Origin of the sequence: Aquimarina brevivitae, from assembly GCF_004216895.1 — a bacterium.
GTDB lineage: Bacteria > Bacteroidota > Bacteroidia > Flavobacteriales > Flavobacteriaceae > Aquimarina > Aquimarina brevivitae.
Window position 1 is genome coordinate 1,254,751 of sequence record NZ_SGXE01000001.1, and the last position, 17,174, is coordinate 1,271,924.

Annotated in this window: 13 protein-coding genes; 8 read left to right on the forward strand and 5 right to left on the reverse strand. The window is 36.1% G+C overall.

Annotated features, from left to right (window positions below; translation table 11 throughout):
* Positions 1-35 precede the first annotated feature (35 nt).
* The 7 genes from EV197_RS05340 (at position 36) to EV197_RS05370 (ending at position 7,415) form a co-directional block, all read left to right on the forward strand.
* A complete protein-coding gene (locus EV197_RS05340) occupies positions 36-788 on the forward strand; it encodes an enoyl-CoA hydratase/isomerase family protein (protein ID WP_130285695.1) in 753 nt (250 codons plus the stop codon).
* 15 nt (positions 789-803) lie between these two features.
* Complete coding sequence (locus tag EV197_RS05345) at positions 804-1,148, forward strand: four helix bundle protein (protein ID WP_130286193.1); 345 nt, start codon at positions 804-806, stop codon at positions 1,146-1,148.
* A gap of 103 nt (positions 1,149-1,251) precedes the next feature.
* Positions 1,252-1,851 carry an acyltransferase gene (locus EV197_RS05350; protein ID WP_130285696.1) on the forward strand — a complete coding sequence of 200 codons (600 nt, stop codon included), beginning with the start codon at positions 1,252-1,254 and terminating at the stop codon, positions 1,849-1,851.
* 9 nt (positions 1,852-1,860) lie between these two features.
* Positions 1,861-2,643 carry a DUF3050 domain-containing protein gene (locus EV197_RS05355; RefSeq protein WP_130285697.1) on the forward strand — a complete coding sequence of 261 codons (783 nt, stop codon included), beginning with the start codon at positions 1,861-1,863 and terminating at the stop codon, positions 2,641-2,643.
* A gap of 95 nt (positions 2,644-2,738) precedes the next feature.
* Complete coding sequence (locus EV197_RS05360; protein ID WP_130285698.1) at positions 2,739-4,055, forward strand: dihydrolipoamide acetyltransferase family protein; 1,317 nt, start codon at positions 2,739-2,741, stop codon at positions 4,053-4,055.
* Positions 4,056-4,219: 164 nt separating this feature from the next.
* Positions 4,220-5,293: a branched-chain amino acid aminotransferase gene (locus tag EV197_RS05365; RefSeq protein WP_130285699.1), complete on the forward strand. Its 1,074-nt coding sequence runs from the start codon at positions 4,220-4,222 to the stop codon at positions 5,291-5,293.
* 52 nt (positions 5,294-5,345) lie between these two features.
* Positions 5,346-7,415, forward strand: coding sequence for an alpha-ketoacid dehydrogenase subunit alpha/beta (locus EV197_RS05370; RefSeq protein WP_130285700.1), 2,070 nt, complete (start codon positions 5,346-5,348; stop codon positions 7,413-7,415).
* A 195-nt stretch (positions 7,416-7,610) separates the two neighbouring features.
* Here the strand turns inward: EV197_RS05370 and EV197_RS05375 are convergent, their stop codons facing one another.
* The 5 genes from EV197_RS05375 to gldJ all read right to left on the reverse strand — a co-directional run bounded on the left by EV197_RS05375 (position 7,611) and on the right by gldJ (position 13,100).
* Entirely contained in the window at positions 7,611-8,216 is a 606-nt protein-coding gene (locus EV197_RS05375) for a hypothetical protein (RefSeq protein WP_130285701.1), read from the reverse strand.
* Positions 8,217-8,293: 77 nt separating this feature from the next.
* The gene (locus EV197_RS05380) at positions 8,294-8,911 is read right to left on the reverse strand and encodes a Crp/Fnr family transcriptional regulator (protein WP_130285702.1); all 618 of its coding nucleotides are present in this window, start codon (positions 8,909-8,911) and stop codon (positions 8,294-8,296) included.
* Positions 8,912-9,341: 430 nt separating this feature from the next.
* Positions 9,342-9,677, reverse strand: coding sequence for a single-stranded DNA-binding protein (locus EV197_RS05385; RefSeq protein ID WP_130285703.1), 336 nt, complete (start codon positions 9,675-9,677; stop codon positions 9,342-9,344).
* Positions 9,678-10,051: 374 nt separating this feature from the next.
* Positions 10,052-11,332 carry a UDP-N-acetylmuramoyl-tripeptide--D-alanyl-D-alanine ligase gene (locus EV197_RS05390; RefSeq protein ID WP_130285704.1) on the reverse strand — a complete coding sequence of 427 codons (1,281 nt, stop codon included), beginning with the start codon at positions 11,330-11,332 and terminating at the stop codon, positions 10,052-10,054.
* Positions 11,333-11,423: 91 nt separating this feature from the next.
* Positions 11,424-13,100 carry a gliding motility lipoprotein GldJ gene (gldJ, locus tag EV197_RS05395; RefSeq protein WP_130285705.1) on the reverse strand — a complete coding sequence of 559 codons (1,677 nt, stop codon included), beginning with the start codon at positions 13,098-13,100 and terminating at the stop codon, positions 11,424-11,426.
* 214 nt (positions 13,101-13,314) lie between these two features.
* On the opposite strand from gldJ, the gene porU reads away from it, so the two are divergent.
* Positions 13,315-17,139, forward strand: a complete 3,825-nt coding sequence (porU, locus tag EV197_RS05400) for a type IX secretion system sortase PorU (RefSeq protein ID WP_130285706.1) — start codon at positions 13,315-13,317, stop codon at positions 17,137-17,139.
* The last annotated feature ends 35 nt before the right edge of the window (positions 17,140-17,174 follow it).

The following is a 17,174-nucleotide window of genomic DNA, read 5'->3' on the forward strand; positions in this document are numbered from 1 at the left end:
AATGTAAAATTTTACATTGAAAAATTATATTTGTTTTGACACAACCATACGTTAACATCACAACTGATAATGGAGTAGGAACCATAGAATTTTTTCATCCTGCTCATAACTCTTTACCAGGAGACATATTGGCTAAATTAGCGCAAACCATTACAGAAGCAGGTAAAGATGAAGCAATTAAGGTAATTGTATTAAAAAGTGGTGGTAATCGCACTTTCTGTGCGGGTGCAAGCTTTAAAGAATTGATCAATATCAATGATGCGGAAACCGGAAAAGTGTTTTTCTCTGGTTTTGCCAATGTTATCAATGCTATGCGAAAATGTCCTAAGTTTATTATAGGAAGAGTACAGGGTAAAACTGTAGGAGGGGGAGTAGGATTAGCTTCTGCAACAGATTATTGTATGGCGACAAAGTTTGCAGCCATAAAACTAAGCGAATTAAATATAGGCATAGGCCCCTTTGTAGTAGGACCCGCAGTGGAACGTAAATTAGGATTGTCGGCAATGTCTCAAATTGCTATAGATGCGAATTCGTTTTATGAGGCAGAATGGGCAAGAGATAAAGGATTATTCACTAAAGTTTTTGAAGACACAGAAACCTTAGATCAAGAGGTAAAAGCCTTTGCCGAGCATTTAGCAACCTACAATCCAGATGCTATGACAGAAATGAAAAATGCATTTTGGGCTGGTACAGAGGACTGGGATACTTTATTGGCAGAACGAGCTGTGATAAGCGGCCGACTAGTGCTTGGAGAATTTACCAAAGAAACGTTGAAGCGGTTTAAGTAGATAGGAGAAGGCAGAATATATGATCTACAGAAAAGATTAGTCAAGTTTTCTGCCAGTATTATATTAAATGTTGGAGGTTTAAATAGGAGTTTTGCTTCAGAACACTTAATTAAACGGTTAATAAGGTCGTCGTCTTCTGCCGCACTAAATTATGGTGAGGCTCAAGCTGCTGAATCAAGAAAAGATTTCGTGCAAAAAATGAAATTATGCCTTAAGGAGCTAAGAGAGTCTCAGGTAAATTTGCAGATTTTAATAGAGTCCGAGCTTATAAAAGACGTTGATGGATTTTATAGTATTATAAAAGAAAGCAAGGAGTTAGTAGCTGTTTTTACAAGTAGCATAAAAACTTTAGGAAAATAAATGTAAAACTGAAAAATGTAAAATTTTAAATTTTAAACTCAAAAGTTATACTTATCAGAACTTTAAACTTTATCATTTTACATTTAAAATTTGATAGTTAAGATTGATTTATTCATTTAAAGGATACATACCGGTAGTTCACGAAACAAGTTTTGTGCATCCGTTGGCAGCGGTTACGGGCAACGTAATTATTGGTAAGCATTGTTATATCGGTCCAGGAGCGGCTATTCGCGGTGATTGGGGTGAGATCGTACTAGAGGATGGTGTTAATGTACAGGAAAATTGTACAGTACATATGTTTCCAGGTAAGTCGATTGTGCTCAAGGAAAGCGCTCACGTGGGCCACGGGGCCGTGATTCACGGAGCCAATTTAGGTCGTAATTGCCTCATAGGTATGAATAGCGTAATTATGGATGATGCAGAAATCGGGGACGAGTGTATTGTTGGAGCTATGTCTTTTGTAAAAGCCAATACTGTATTTGAAAGCAGAAGCTTAATTGTAGGTAATCCAGCAAAAGTGATCAAACAGGTGACTGACGAAATGATCGATTGGAAAACCAAAGGAACCAAACTGTATCAACAGTTACCAGCGGATTGTTTTGCAACTTTAGAGGAAGTTGAACCGCTTAGAGAAGTACCTAAAGATAGACCCGAACAGGAGGCTTTTTATCAAACATTAAATGAATTTAAAGGTAAAGAATAAAGAATGACAATGAAGGAGATTAATTTTCTGATCGAAGAATTACAACCAGTACGCCAAAAATTACTACAGCATCGGTTGTATAGCCAAATAGAGAACACGGATGACGTTAAGTTATTTATGGAGCATCATGTATATGCGGTGTGGGATTTTATGTCCTTACTTAAGAGCTTACAACTACAGTTAACTACTGTGGATGTGCCTTGGGTGCCAGCAAAAAATCCTAAACTAAGTCGCTTTATTAATGAGATCGTTTTTGGAGAGGAAAGTGATGTTAATGAAGTTGGACAGCCGATGAGTCATTATGAGATGTATATTGAGGCTATGAATGAGGTCAAAGCGAATACGGATCAAATCGAGGAATTGATCAATAGCATTAAGGATGGGTATTCAATTGAAGAAGGTTTAAAAAAATTAAATTTACCTGAAGCGGTTAAAGACTTTCTGAAATTTACTTTTGAGGTGATTGCCTTAAAAAAACCTCATATCACAGCTGCTGTTTTTACGTTTGGGAGAGAAGATCTGATTCCTGATTTGTTTTTAGGTATTGTAAAAAACCTGGAAAAGAGCAGTGATGTGTCTTTAAACAAACTTATTTATTACTTAGAACGACATATCGAATTGGATGGTGATGAACATGGTCCGCTTAGTTTAGGTATGGTTGAAAGTTTATGTGACACTCAAAAAAAATGGGATGAAGCTTTGATGTACAGTAAACTAGCTTTAGAAAAAAGAATAGCTTTATGGGATACAATTAGCAATGCGTTAATACAAAATGATAACGTTTTGTCGTAACTTATTACTACAAAAAACTAACAAACATTAGTTTGTTTTGGTAAAGAAATTTAATTTTGAAAAATGGTTGGCAATTCTAAAAATATCAGCAATACATGTCAAAAATAGAGTTGAAAATGCCCAAAATGGGCGAAAGTATTTCGGAAGCAACGGTGCTTAATTGGTTAAAAAATGAAGGAGACACCGTGGAGCAGGATGAAACTGTTTTAGAGGTAGCCACGGACAAGGTAGATTCAGAGGTTCCCTCTCCTTGTGATGGAGTGATTGCAAAGATTTTAGTGGAACCTAATACAGTAGTTAATATTGGAGATGTTATTGCTATCATTGAGGCAAATGGAGAAGCAGGTGCCAAGAAAACAGCACAAAAAGAAGTAGCTGCAACTCCGTCTCCTGAAAAAAAAGAAACGAATTCGACCACTACTAAAAAGACGGAACGCTATTCAGCAGCAGACTATAAAGCGTTGAGTGCAGGTGAAAATGATGGTTTTTTGTCACCTTTAATTCTAAATATCGCAAAGAAAGAAAACCTTAGCATAGAAGAGGTACTGAGTATTAACGGTAGCGGAGAAGGTGGAAGAATAAGAAAGAGTGATGTGGTAAGCTACTTAAAAAACAGACAATATCCATTACCAAGCAGACCTGTACAGCAAGTAAGCGCACCTAAATCAAATTATAAAGCACCACCGATTTCCTTTGTAGAGGGAAAAGACCGTATAGTAGAGATGGATCGTATGCGACAGATGATCGCTGATCATATGGTGTACTCTAAGCATACTTCACCACACGTAACCAGTTATATCGAAGTTGATGTAACTAATATTGTGGAGTGGAGAAACAGAGTTAAAAAAGAGTTTCAGCAAAAGTATAATCAAAAGTTAACCTTTACGCCAATTTTTGTAGAGGCTGTGGCAAAAGCGATTCAGGCGTACCCAATGATCAATGTAGCGGTGGATGACAATAAAATTGTAGTTCGCAAGGATATAAACATTGGGATGGCAACGGCTTTACCTAGTGGCAATTTGATAGTTCCGGTAGTTAAAAATGCTGATGAAAAGAATTTACTAGGGTTAGCAAAACAGGTAAATCACTTGGCAGAAAATGCAAGAAACAATAGCCTTAAGCCTGAAGAGATCAAAGGAAGCTCCTTTACCATTTCGAATGTAGGTACGTTTGGAAGTTTAATGGGTACCCCGATTATCAATCAACCCGAAGTAGCCATATTAGCTTTAGGTATTATTAAGAAAAGACCAGAGGTAATTACCATGGATAAAGGTGATGAAATCGCCATTAGGAGTATGATGTATTTATCACTTTCATTTGACCATAGAGTGGTAGATGGATTTCTAGGTGGTTCTTTCTTACGAAAAGTGGGAGACGAGTTGGAAGCTTTTGATAGCAATAGAGAAATTTAAAGAGTAGCAATTTGCTTGTAGAGGTAGAATAATCTTAGCGCCAGGGATAGTAGCGGCATCCTTTTTTATATGATGCGAATGAATATAAAGAAGATGGTAATTAAAAAAGATAAAGCGAATAGCCCGGTCTCAAGGGTAACCTTGAGAGGCGTCAAAAACAATAAATGATGCAACAGATAAAAATTACCAAAACAGAAAATTCAGGGTTAGGGAATATAGACTTTTCTAATATTCCATTAGGTACCACGTTTACCGACCATATGTTTGTTTGTGATTACAAAGAAGGAACTTGGGTAAATCCCAGAATAGAACCATTAGCAACGATACCCACACATCCTGCTGCTATGGCATTGCATTATGGGCAAGCTATTTTCGAAGGAATGAAAGCTACCGTGGGTAAGAATAAGACACCTTTACTGTTTCGTCCGGAGCAAAATGCAAAACGTTTTAATCATAGTGCTCGTAGAATGGGAATGCCAGAGGTACCAGAAGCGCTTTTTGTTGAAGCGGTGAAGCAGATTGTAGCTTTAGAACACAATTGGATACCTCCACAATTGGGCAGTGCTTTATACCTGCGTCCATTTATGTATGCTGATGAGCCTTTTATTGGTATGCGAGCTGCTACGAGCTATAAGTTTATCGTAATTTGCTCGCCTGCAGGACCATTTTTTTCAAAAAAGATCAAACTCTACGCTGAGACTGAATATATCAGAGCTGCAAATGGAGGTACAGGTGAAGCTAAGGCTGCGGGTAATTATGCAGCAGCAATTCTGCCGACTGAGAAAGCGAAAGCTAAAGGCTATGACCAGGTATTATGGTTAGATGCCAAAGAACATCGCTACATTCAGGAAGTAGGGACAATGAATATATTTTTTAAAATAGACGGTAATTTTATAACACCGAGTACCGATGGTTCTATTTTAAAGGGAATAACAAGAGATAGTGTTATTACCCTGCTAAAGGATAAAGGATTTACAGTAACAGAGCGTCCGATTACTATTGATGAAATTATACAATTTTCAAAAGACGGTAGGCTAGAGGAGGCATTTGGAACCGGAACAGCGGTAGCCATAGCTATGATAGAAAGTATTGGCTATAAAGATGAAGAGATTATACTACCTGCCAATAATCCGGTTAGTGAGGATGTAAAACAAACGCTAGACCAAATTAAAACACAGGAGCAAGATGATAAGTTCGGGTGGATTATACCTGTGGAGATAGAGGAAAAAGTTAGTTAGGTCATAGAAAAGAAGGTCCTTTATAAAATATATTAAGTTAAGAAAGAAGATTATGATAGCGGAAAAAACAGTATCTAAAGAGGTTTTACAACAAGCATATTCGTTATTGTCTACAGCAAAGGCGATGGCTGAATTGTATGAAGATAACTTCAAGGTAGTTTCAAAATATGTTCATGCTACTTCTCGCGGTCACGAGGCTATACAAATCGCAGCAGGTATGCAATTGTTACCTCAGGATTATGCATTTCCGTATTATAGGGATGATGCGATGTTGCTGAGTGTAGGGATGAAACCTTATGATCTGATGTTACAACTATTGGCTAAAAAAGATGATCCTTTTTCCGGGGGAAGAACCTATTATTCACATCCTAGCTTAAGAGATGAGGATAAACCAAAGATTCCGCATCAGTCTTCTGCAACGGGTATGCAGGCCATACCAGCAACAGGAGTAGCATTAGGGATGCAGTACAAAGAGCTAGTTGATATTCCGCATAGTCAAATTGAAGGCGATGAAATGCCGTTGGTATTATGCTCGCTAGGAGATGCATCGGTTACCGAAGGTGAGATTGCTGAAGCTTTTCAAATGGCGGCGCTTAAACAGTTACCAATATTATATTTAGTTCAGGATAATGGTTGGGATATATCAGCAAATGAAGCCGAAACCAGAGCGCAGAGCGCTTATGAATATGCTGCGGGATTCCACGGGTTGGAGGCTATATCTATAGATGGAGCCAATTTTATGGAAAGTTATACCGCTATACAAAAGGCTATTGAGACGATTCGCAAAGAACGTCGCCCTATTCTTGTTCATGCTAAGGTACCGTTGCTTAATCATCATACCTCTGGGGTTCGAATGGAATGGTATCGAGACGATCTGGAGGAAGCAAGATCAAGAGATCCTTATCCAGTATTAAGAAAACAGCTATTGGAAAACGGTTTTTCTGAAAAAGAATTAGATGCAATTGATGCAGACATAAAATCAACAGTAGCAAAGGATTTGGAAGAAGCAATGAAAGCGGAAGATCCAACTCCTGAAGATTTATTTACACATGATTTTGCACCTACTCCAATTACTGAGGAATCAGGTGAACGTGCTCCTGCGGATAAAGACGAAGTAGTTATGGTAGATTGTGCGCTATTTGCTGTTGAGGAGTTAATGAAGAAACATAAAGAGTGCCTTCTTTATGGTCAGGATGTAGGAGGGCGTTTGGGAGGTGTATTTAGAGAGGCCGCAACACTAGCACAAAAATTTGGAGATGAACGCGTGTTTAATACACCAATCCAAGAGGCCTTTATTGTGGGTTCTACCGTTGGAATGTCTGCGGTTGGTTTAAAGCCAATAGTTGAGGTTCAGTTTGCGGATTATATCTGGCCAGGACTCAATCAATTATTCACCGAGGTAAGCAGGTCTTGTTATTTATCCAATGGAAAATGGCCGGTATCTATGATCTTACGTGTACCAATTGGAGCGTATGGAAGTGGTGGGCCTTATCACTCTTCTTCAGTAGAGTCTGTAGTTACTAACATAAGAGGTTTAAAAATTGCATATCCTAGTAATGGAGCGGATCTTAAAGGGCTTATGAAAGCAGCCTATTATGATCCTAATCCGGTGGTGATTTTTGAGCACAAAGGGTTGTATTGGTCCAAAGTAAAAGGAACTGAGAAGGCTAGGACCACGGAACCTGCGGAAGATTATGTATTACCATTTGGCAAAGCTAGTGTAGTACAGCGCATATGGCCTCAAGACGATAAAGAAACCATGTCTATTATCACGTATGGGATGGGAGTGCATTGGGCATTAAATGCTACAAAAGACTTAAAGGAGGTAGTAGAAGTTATTGATTTAAGAACCTTACATCCCCTAGATGAAGAGACGGTGATGGAATCAGTGAAAAAGACCAAAAAGTGTCTAGTTGTTACCGAAGAGCCTTCTGATAATTCATTTGCCAGGGCGCTGGCGAGTAAAATTCAGGAACAATGTTTCAGAGATTTAGATGCGCCTGTAATGACTATTGGTTCTGAAAATATGCCGGCTATTCCACTAAACAGTACATTAGAGCAGACTATGATTCCGTCTACAGAAAAGGTTAAAAGAAAAATAGAGGAGTTATTAAGATACTAGAAAAGGTGTCCTAATTTTAGGACACTTTTTCTGTTGCTTCCGGGTTTTGAACATTTAATTCAACGGTATGCTCAATGCTCCGTTGATATGGTATACCATAGTTGATTAACTAGGTCAAGAGAATAAATTCTTTTTGGTAGTGATTCTTCGGTAATTTCGAATGCGTTTAAACTATCTACAGTTACCAAATCCTTGTTAGTTATGCAACCCTATTGATACATGGCCATTAGCGGAAATATTAAAATATGTAGTTGAAATGATATCAAAACTTATTCCTAGCCTATTATCCGGTTCATAGTCTTTATTACTAAAAATGATTGATTCGTCTAACGTAGGGGAAGGAGTAGCAAGATCCAAAACGTTATCAGAAACAGCTTTTATAGAAAATGATGGTCTTCCTGTAAGATTTGTTGAATCTTTATTGATGATTTCTAGCGTCATAACTTCAGAAGTCAGTTGCGCTCCGTCGTAAATTTCTGAATTTACAGGCTTGCTTGGTATAAAATTAGCTCTAGAAGCTAGACGATTAGGTTGATTATCTTTTAGAATTAATTGTACATTCCGATCAGATTTTATGATGTAGCTTCTTTGGAAATCCACACTAAAAGTATAAGTCATTTTTTTATGAGGATTATGGCCTCTACTAGTGTAATCAAAAGAGTTTTTATAAAAAGTATTTAATTTTCCCAAATCAATCAATTGTGACACTACTAAAGGGCCAATAGAATTGTTTACATTATTATTACATGAGCTATAAAGAAATAACAATAGAAAAAATAAGATTTTTGAAATCTGCTTCATGTAATTTAAAATTAATTACTAATGCTATATTGTTTTTAGCAACTCTTTAGGATTCTATATGATGGAGTGTAATTAAATCAGGTTTTTCTTGACTCTAATTCCTTACGTATTCTACTTAGTTGGGTGGAAGTTATATTGAGATAGGAGGCTATATGATAGAGAGCGATTCGTTGTTCAATATCAGGATATTGTTGTAATAGAGAAAGGTATTTTTCGGTAGCATCTTTTGTAGCAAAAAGGAATTCTTTGTCTTCCTTTTTAACAATCCAATTAATTTCTAAATACCTCAGATATGCTCTTTGAATATCAGGTATAGTTTCAGCAAGTCTCCTGAATTTTTTAAAATCTATTCCTACAAGCAACGTTTTTTCAATGGATTCGATGGTAACATTACTTGTGGTACCTTGGATTAAGGAAGAGGTGGCAGAGGGGAAATCATTTTCAAAAAGAAGATTTTTAGTATATCTTTTGCCACTTGCATCTGTATAATATATAATTACAGCGCCTTGATAAATAAAAAAAATATCTTTAGGCATTTGACCTGCTTCAATAATGTATTGGTCTTTTTCAACGGAATAGAAGTTTAGTGATTTTTCAAACTGTGACCAGGATTCATTTGATATTTGAACCAATTCATTCATTACAGTCTTTAGTCGCAAGACCATCGTCGATGTATCTCCTTGTATTTCCTTCATTGATATTGACTATTCTAATTACTGCACATTACTATCCTTCTTAAATTTGATTATACCAAAATTTAGTTGGTTGATTTGGGGACGGTAAAGCTATTGAATGATATTTTTATAAAAAATTACATATGTTGATTTCATTTTTAAATTTAATCTTTACGATATGTAGTATTTCTATCACAAAAACATCACAGATATTACTATAAAACCGTTAAAAAACATATATAATAGTTAATATACATGATTTAATTTAAAGGGTAACAAACAGTATATCTTTTCACTGAAAAGTTAAGTTAGCGCTTTCAGTATCCGAAGATGAAAGTTTAAAAAAATGTGAGTTTTAATTTAAGCGGAAGGCCCAAAAATTAAGATGATTTGTGTGAAGAAAAAAGAGTGCGAAAGCACTCTTTTTTCTTACAAGTTATGAAGTATGATTTTATTTATTACTCAGCATTAGCAACTCATTACATACTATCTCTGTAATATATCGTTTATTTCCTTCGTTATCGTCATAACTTCTTGAGGTTAGTTTTCCTTCAATAGCTACTTCTTGACCTTTGTTGACATACGTTTCAATTATATCAGCGGTTTTTCCCCAGGCAACGATATTATGCCATTGGGTGTCCTGAATCTTTTCTCCTTGTTTGTTGTAATAGTAATCATTAGTGGCAATAGAAAATTTTGCCAATTTTTTTCCAGAATCTAAAGTAATTACTTCTGGATCTTGTCCTAAGTTTCCAATCAACTGTACTTTGTTTTTTAGCGTTTTCATAATTTTAATGTTAAGGTTAAACAGTTAATACTAATTGTCTGGCTGAGGTGAACTTCAACTCGACAGTGCAAACCTAGGGACGGATTAAACAAACATTCGGTTAGGAGTCGTTTAATTTCGCTTGTAAACGATTGTAAACGTTTGTAATCTTTTGTTTGATTGATTTTTAATTATTTAAAAATAATTAGTATAACAAGGGTAGGGTAAACAAATTTACATTCGTTTTACTTATGAGTTTGCCATTGCTTTGCAATTGGAATTAGAGTTTGTTAATAATCTGTAATTAATTCGGCAGCGTTTAAGGGACAAATAACTCTGTTATACCATACAGATTATGAAAAGGGTGAAAGCGAAGTTGCGATGACCCTTTTTACTTATGTAATAAGGTCTAAGATACGTTCTAATTTCATTCCTCTGGAGCCCTTGATCAAATTAGCATCTACTACCAAAGAGGTGTTCCAATCGCTTTTCAGGTCTTCGAATGTTCTATAGGTTTTGATTTTAGAACTGGTATGGGTTTTAAAGAAATTTTCTCCGATAAGTATGATGTTATGAATATTGGTTCCTTCTAAAAGATATACAATATCTTGATGCTCTTTGTGCGCATCTTCTCCTAGTTCAAACATATCTCCTAGAAAAACGCTTTTGGTTGTAAAATTTAGGGCTACAAAATTTTGAATAGCAGCTTGCATACTTGTAGGATTCGCATTATAAGCATCCATAATAATGGTAGCTTCTCCCTTTTGAATGATCTGAGATCGATTGTTTTCGGGTATATAAGATGCTATAGCCTCTTTTATGGTCTCATTTCCGATTTCAAAATAACGCCCTATAGCAATTGCAGCAGCAATATTACCGAAATTGTAGTCCCCGATAAGATTACTTTGTATAGTGATATTATCATATTGAACGGAAACCATAGGGTTTACTTGTTGTAATATAACTTGAATATCTGCCTTACCGGATTCTTGAGAAAAAGTAAAACTATTTAAGTCTCCAGCTGCATTGGTAAGCTTTTCGTCGTCCTTATTTAAGAAAATCATTTTATGATGTTCTTTTAAGTGAACGTACATTTCTGTTTTTCCTTTCAATACACCTTCTATTCCTCCGAACCCTTCTAGATGTGCCTTACCTATATTGGTGATGTATCCATAGTCAGGAAGTGCGATATCGCATAAAAAAGCAATTTCTTTTTGATGATTAGCCCCCATTTCTACGATTCCAAATTCAGTACTACTGTCCATTCGCAGTAGGGTTAGTGTTACGCCGATATGATTATTTAAATTTCCTGAGGTTGCTATGGTAGTATATTTTTTGGAGAGAACGGCGTTGATAAGTTCTTTGGTTGTTGTTTTTCCATTACTTCCGGTTAAGGCGAGTATAGGAATTCCTAAATAATGTCTATGAAACCTCGCTAAATCCTGAAGAGCGCATAAAACGTCTGGAACTACTATGGTTTTATCAGAAATATAGTATTTCTCGTCATCAATGATAGCGTAAGAGGCTCCGGACTCCAACGCTTGTGCGGCAAATTGATTTCCGTTGAAATTACTTCCCTTTAGTGCAAAAAATAGGGTGTTTTCCTTAATGTTCCTGGTATCGGTTGATACCCCATCGCTTTTTAAAAATAGTTGATGTAGTGCTGTGCTATTCATGTTGATACGGATAACATAAAAAACCCTGAATGTTCTATTCAGGGCTTTTCGATATATTCAAAATAATTTCTACTTTATTTTTGACTATAGATTAATTAGGGCCTTTGTGCTTAGGTGTTTTCTTTTGTTTCGCCTTTTCTCCTACTCTAGACATTGCATTTCTAAATCCAATATAATCAGTCGCCATATCTTGAGGCATAAATCTTCGTTGTGCAGGGTCTAACCAATAGGCTCTGTCTTTCCAAGATCCACCTTTATAAACCCGTACATTATCATCAATAATCGTTGTTCTTGTACTGGTTTCGTCGTATCTACGATCTAATTTAGTGCTATCTTGAGCATCAACGGTTACACTATGAATAGGTGCATTGTACATTCTTTTTGAAGGATCTCCTTCAAAATCTTCATAGCCTAAGAAATTTCTCGAAGAGCTTTTGTCACCATCCCTAAAGTTACGGTTATCACTTTTCGTAAAGTTCGTTCTTAGATATGTTTCGTTTTCATCGATTGGAGTTTGTAAAATACCTCCAGGTAATACACGTGCAACTATTTTACCATTACTTAATGTATCGTATACAATTGAATCTACAGTGGCAATTTTTACAGTTCCATCAGGATTGATGGCGTTTTTAGTATATACATTACCTCTGTAATAGTTAAAGTCATTGTATTCATCATCAATTATTGGTCTGTAGATATCAGCAACCCATTCTGCTACATTACCTGCCATATCATATAGACCATAATCGTTTGGATCGTATGATTTCACTGGAGCAGTAATATCCGCACCGTCATCACTCCATCCAGCAATTCCACCATAATCTCCATCACCCTGCTTGAAATTCGCTAATTGATCTCCTCTTGTTCTTCTTTTACCAGAACGTGTATATTTACCACTCCAAGGGTATTTTTTTCTACCTCTATATATGTTGTAACTTCTTAATTCTACTAAACCAAGTGCAGCATATTCCCACTCTGCTTCAGTTGGAAGCCTGTACTTTGGTAATAGTAACCCATCCTTACGCTGAACATATAATTCAGTAGAGTCATTTCTTTTTGCATAATTTTGAGAAACTTTTCCTCCTCTGGTAGCATCATCATTACCTCCATAAGTTTGGCTAGGAGCGTTTAAATAAGTTTCAGTATCGAATGTGCTTTCTGCAGACACATCTTGGAAAGGAGCATTATCTCTAATGTAGCCTTCTTCTTCTAAAATTCTTTCGTTTACTCGGTTGGTTCTCCAATTACTAAATTCTACTGCCTGTATCCAGTTCACTCCTACGACAGGATAATCTGCATACGCTGGATGTCTTAAATAATTATTGGTCATCATCTCATTAAATCCAAGACGATTTCTCCAAACTAAAGTATCTGGTAGTGCACCGTAGTAAATGTTTCTATATTTTGGTTCTGTTGGAGGGTAAACTGCCTTTAGCCAATCTAAATACTCTAAGTACATAATATTGGTTACCTCAGTTTCGTCCATGTAAAAGGATTGAACGTGTTGCTGGGTTGGAGTATTGTTCCAATCCCTCATTACATCATCTTGAACACGTCCCATAGTGAAGGTACCTCCTTCAATAAAAACTAGTCCAGGACCAGTCTCCTGTTCCTTATAATTTGTATTAACTTGAAATCCTCCATCCTTGGAGTTGTATTTCCATCCTGTAGCTCTAGAACTGGTGCCATAATCGTTTTTATTACAGCTCATCAGTATAACACTGATTGTCAGTACCAATAGCGACTTAGAAATAAACAATTTTCTCATAATCTTAAGTTCGTTAAAGTAGAAATTAGGGCTTGCAATATAGCAATTAACGTTAAATTTACCCCAAAAATTTTAAAATATTATTAAATATTAATTTTTTCAGTATTTGCAATAACTTTTGCTCTAACGCAAAATTCTTTAGTTTATTATTATTTTTGATGAAAATCAATAATTGCAAAAGTACTAAAAAAGGTGTGAAACCCGTTATTTTTCTATGAAGCGAAGTATTTTATTAGTAAACATTTTTTTTCTGACTCTATCATTATATAGTCAAAAAACAATTAATATACAAATTGATTGGAAAGATATCGTAGTGGGATCAGGTACGAATACGGAAAGGATTCCAGGGTTTAAAGATCAATTTTTTAGCTATGATCCCAATGAAGGTGTATTGTATAATTATGGTTGGGACGATTATCGATATGTTGATCCTAGTTCAGTTGAGATAGTTGATATAACATATAAAACAATAACCAAAGAGGAGCTAAAGGGCTTAGAGGTTAAAAGTGTACCTGCCAAGGTTTCATTTACTTTAATTGGAAATAGAGCACGGTTTAGGAATAAGGCAGCGTTGCAATTCTCTCCTATAGTATATTCAAATAATCAATACAAAAAAGTTACTTCACTAACCTTTCGCTATGATTACTTGACAACTTCAAAAGGTAGGCGTAAACTAGCGGTGACTAATTCAGTCTTAGCCTCGGGTAATTGGTTTAGATTTTATGTAACCCAAAGCGGAGTACATAAAATAACTCCAGGATTTTTAGCTGATTTAGGAATGGATGTGGCAAACATTGACCCACAAACCATTAAGATATATGGTAACGGTGGTAAAATGCTACCCTTATTAAATCAGGAAAATCAGTTTTTTGATCTGCAAGAGAATGCTATTAAAGTTATTGGTGGAGGAGATGGTACTTTTTCCGGTTCAGATCATATTTTATTTTATGCCGAAGGTACTCAGGGTTTTAGCGAAGAAAATCAGACCAACCTTAATTTATATGAGGATAAGTCGTATTATTATGTTACTTATGGTACAAATAGTGGACAGCGAGTAGCTCCTTATATTGAGCCTACTGGAGATCCTACGCTGCAGCTTACCACTTTTACAGATTATCAATTTTACGAAGTTGATAATGAAAATTTAGTCAAATTAGGGCGAAGATGGTTTGGGGACCGATTCGATGTGCAGCGAAATAGAGAATATTCATTTGATTTTCCAAATCTAGTTACATCAACACCTATAGAACTAAGGGTGTTGGCAGCATCCACAGCGGAGTCAAGCACAAGTATGACAGTGCAATTTAATGACCAGAATGTAGGTTCGCTAAATTTTTCAGCAATAAGTGGAACCACTCTAGCTTCTGGAAGGGAGCTCAATGCTACTGTCAACTCAAATTCTGATCAGGCAAAGGTAACATTGACTTATTTTAACAATGGAAATCCAACAGCAACGGGCTATTTAGATTTTATTAGTTTAAAGGCCGAACGCTTATTAGCAGGTACAGGTAAGCAATTCAGATTTTCAAATGATCAAGTAGCTACGGTATCCGGAATTGGAGAATATACTTTTACTAATGCTTCAGTTTATGATGAAATATGGGATGTTACTGATTTTTCGGCTATACGGGTAATTGAAAATAATACAGGCGCTAATACGCTTTCTTTTAAAAGTACATTAGGAGAAGAAAGACAGTTTGTAGCTGTAATTTCAGAGGATTACTTTACACCTTTCATAGACAACACTAGGATTGTAAATAATCAAAATATAAAGGGGACTATTTTTCGCAATGAACAAGGTCAGTTCGAGGATATTGATTATTTGATTATAACTCATCAAAATTTAATTGCTGCCGCTAATCGACTAGCAGAACATCATAGAACTACTAATAACTTTAATGTAAAGGTGTTAACCTTGGATAAAATTTATCATGAGTTTAGTAGCGGAAAACAAGACGTAGCAGCCATCAGAAACGTCGTAAAATATATATATGATAACGCTTCCCAGCCTGAGGAAGCGTTAAAGTTTTTGTGTTTACTAGGAGATGCTTCGGTTGATTATAAAGATAGACTTAGAGATAATAACAACATCGTGCCGACTTTTGAAAGCCTTAGTAGTTTTTCATTGGTGAGTTCATTTGCAACGGATGATTTTTACGGTTGCATGGATCCGCAAGAGGGTAGAATGCCTGGTTCTGATTTAACTGATATTGCTATCGGTAGAATAATTGCAGATACTCCACAATTAGCCAATGCAATGGTGACTAAAATTATAAATTATAGTAAAGAACAGTCGTATGGTAGATGGAGAAACGCAATGTTATTAATTGCGGATGATGTAGATGACGATTGGGAAGAGACCATTCAGCGAAATTTAGATGAACTAGGACAAGATTTAGATCAGCGAAAGCCATTTTTTAATATCGCAAAAATCTACGCGGATTCCTATCAACAGGAATCTTCAACCTCCGGAGCAAGATATCCTACGGTCAATAAAGATATCGTGGAAACCATAGAAAGCGGGGCTTTGGCTATTGATTATTTTGGACACGGGGGAGAAGACGGTTTAGCGAAGGAATTTATATTTACTAAATCCGATGCGGTAGGATTGGCTAATACAAATAAACATCCATTTTTAATAACCGTAACATGCGAGTTTACAAAGTTTGATAATCCATTACGGCCTTCTGCTGGTGAGTTTATGTACTGGAATAATGAAGGTGGTGTGGTAGGATTGATAAGCACTACCCGAGATGTGATTGTAACCTTTGGGATATCAGTTAATGACCGTTTAAGTGCATTCTTGTTTCCAGATGGAAATGAATACCCAACAGTTGGAGAAGCAGTGCGTCAGCTAAAAAATTCATATACCACAAATAGTAAAAGAGTGGTATTCTTTTTTGGAGATCCTGCTATGAAAATGGCTATCCCGAAACCTAACGTTAGGCTAACACAAATAAATGATGTCCCTATAACTCAACCCACAGATACGCTCAAAGCACTTAGTAAGATAAAAATTACTGGTGAAGTGGTAGATGCAGTAGGCAACCGCTTATCTAATTATAATGGAGTAGTTTTTTCCACTATTTATGATAAACCAATTGACAGAGTCACACTGGCCAATGATGGTGTGCGAAATAGTCAAGGGGAGTTGATTAAACTAAATTATCAAACCTTAGGTGCGGTTCTTTTTAGAGGAAAAGCTTCGGTGCAAAACGGCGTTTTTAATTATGAATTTGTAGTACCTCGAGACATTGCTATTCCCGTAGGACAAGGTAAGCTTAGTTTTTATGCTTCTAAATCAGGTGAATTAGATGATCAAAGTGGTGCTAACAAAACTATTTTAATCGGGGGCGTAAATGAAGATGCTCCAGAAGATAATACAGGACCTCAAATTCAACTGTTTATGAATGATGAAAGCTTTATTTCTGGAGGCGTTACTAGTAATGCACCTGTATTAATTGCTAAACTACAAGATGCTAATGGAATTAACACTGCTAGTGGTATAGGACATGATATAATAGCAATATTAGATGATGACCAAGCCAATCCAATTGTATTAAATGATTTTTACGAGACCGAATTGGACGATTATACGCGTGGAACCGTTAACTATAATTTCAAAGACTTAGATCCAGGCCTACACACGATCAGTTTTAAAAGCTGGGATGTGTATAATAACTCTTCTACCCAAGAGATTCAGTTTATGGTTGCCGAGGATGGAGGCTTTAGCTTGAGTAATGTGTTGAATTATCCAAATCCATTTGTAAGTCATACTGAATTTTGGTTTGAGCATAGTAGCTCTCCTTCTGACATACTGGAGGTGCAGGTTCAGGTATTTACCGTATCCGGAAAAGTAATATGGACGCGTAATCAAACCTTGACTGGTAGAACCAGCTATCGCGAAGATATCCAATGGAATGGACGCGATGATTTTGGAGATAAATTAGGAAAAGGCGTATATGTGTATAAGATTTCTGTAAAATCTACGTTAACTAATGAGCGAGTAGAAAAATTTGAGAAGCTTGTTATCCTTTAATTACTAAATAACTATATATTTGTCAAAATTCAATT

Bases quoted from the DNA above. Each gene is read 5' to 3' on its own strand.
- EV197_RS05355 (WP_130285697.1), top strand. From the start codon at position 1,861: ATGAAGGAGATTAATTTTCTGATCGAAGAATTACAACCAGTACGCCAA.
- EV197_RS05360 (WP_130285698.1), top strand. From the start codon at position 2,739: ATGTCAAAAATAGAGTTGAAAATGCCCAAAATGGGCGAAAGTATTTCG.
- EV197_RS05365 (WP_130285699.1), top strand. From the start codon at position 4,220: ATGATGCAACAGATAAAAATTACCAAAACAGAAAATTCAGGGTTAGGG.
- EV197_RS05370 (WP_130285700.1), top strand. From the start codon at position 5,346: ATGATAGCGGAAAAAACAGTATCTAAAGAGGTTTTACAACAAGCATAT.
- EV197_RS05375 (WP_130285701.1), bottom strand. From the start codon at position 8,216: ATGAAGCAGATTTCAAAAATCTTATTTTTTCTATTGTTATTTCTTTAT.
- EV197_RS05380 (WP_130285702.1), bottom strand. From the start codon at position 8,911: ATGAAGGAAATACAAGGAGATACATCGACGATGGTCTTGCGACTAAAG.
- EV197_RS05385 (WP_130285703.1), bottom strand. From the start codon at position 9,677: ATGAAAACGCTAAAAAACAAAGTACAGTTGATTGGAAACTTAGGACAA.
- EV197_RS05390 (WP_130285704.1), bottom strand. From the start codon at position 11,332: ATGAATAGCACAGCACTACATCAACTATTTTTAAAAAGCGATGGGGTA.
- gldJ (WP_130285705.1), bottom strand. From the start codon at position 13,100: ATGAGAAAATTGTTTATTTCTAAGTCGCTATTGGTACTGACAATCAGT.
- porU (WP_130285706.1), top strand. From the start codon at position 13,315: ATGAAGCGAAGTATTTTATTAGTAAACATTTTTTTTCTGACTCTATCA.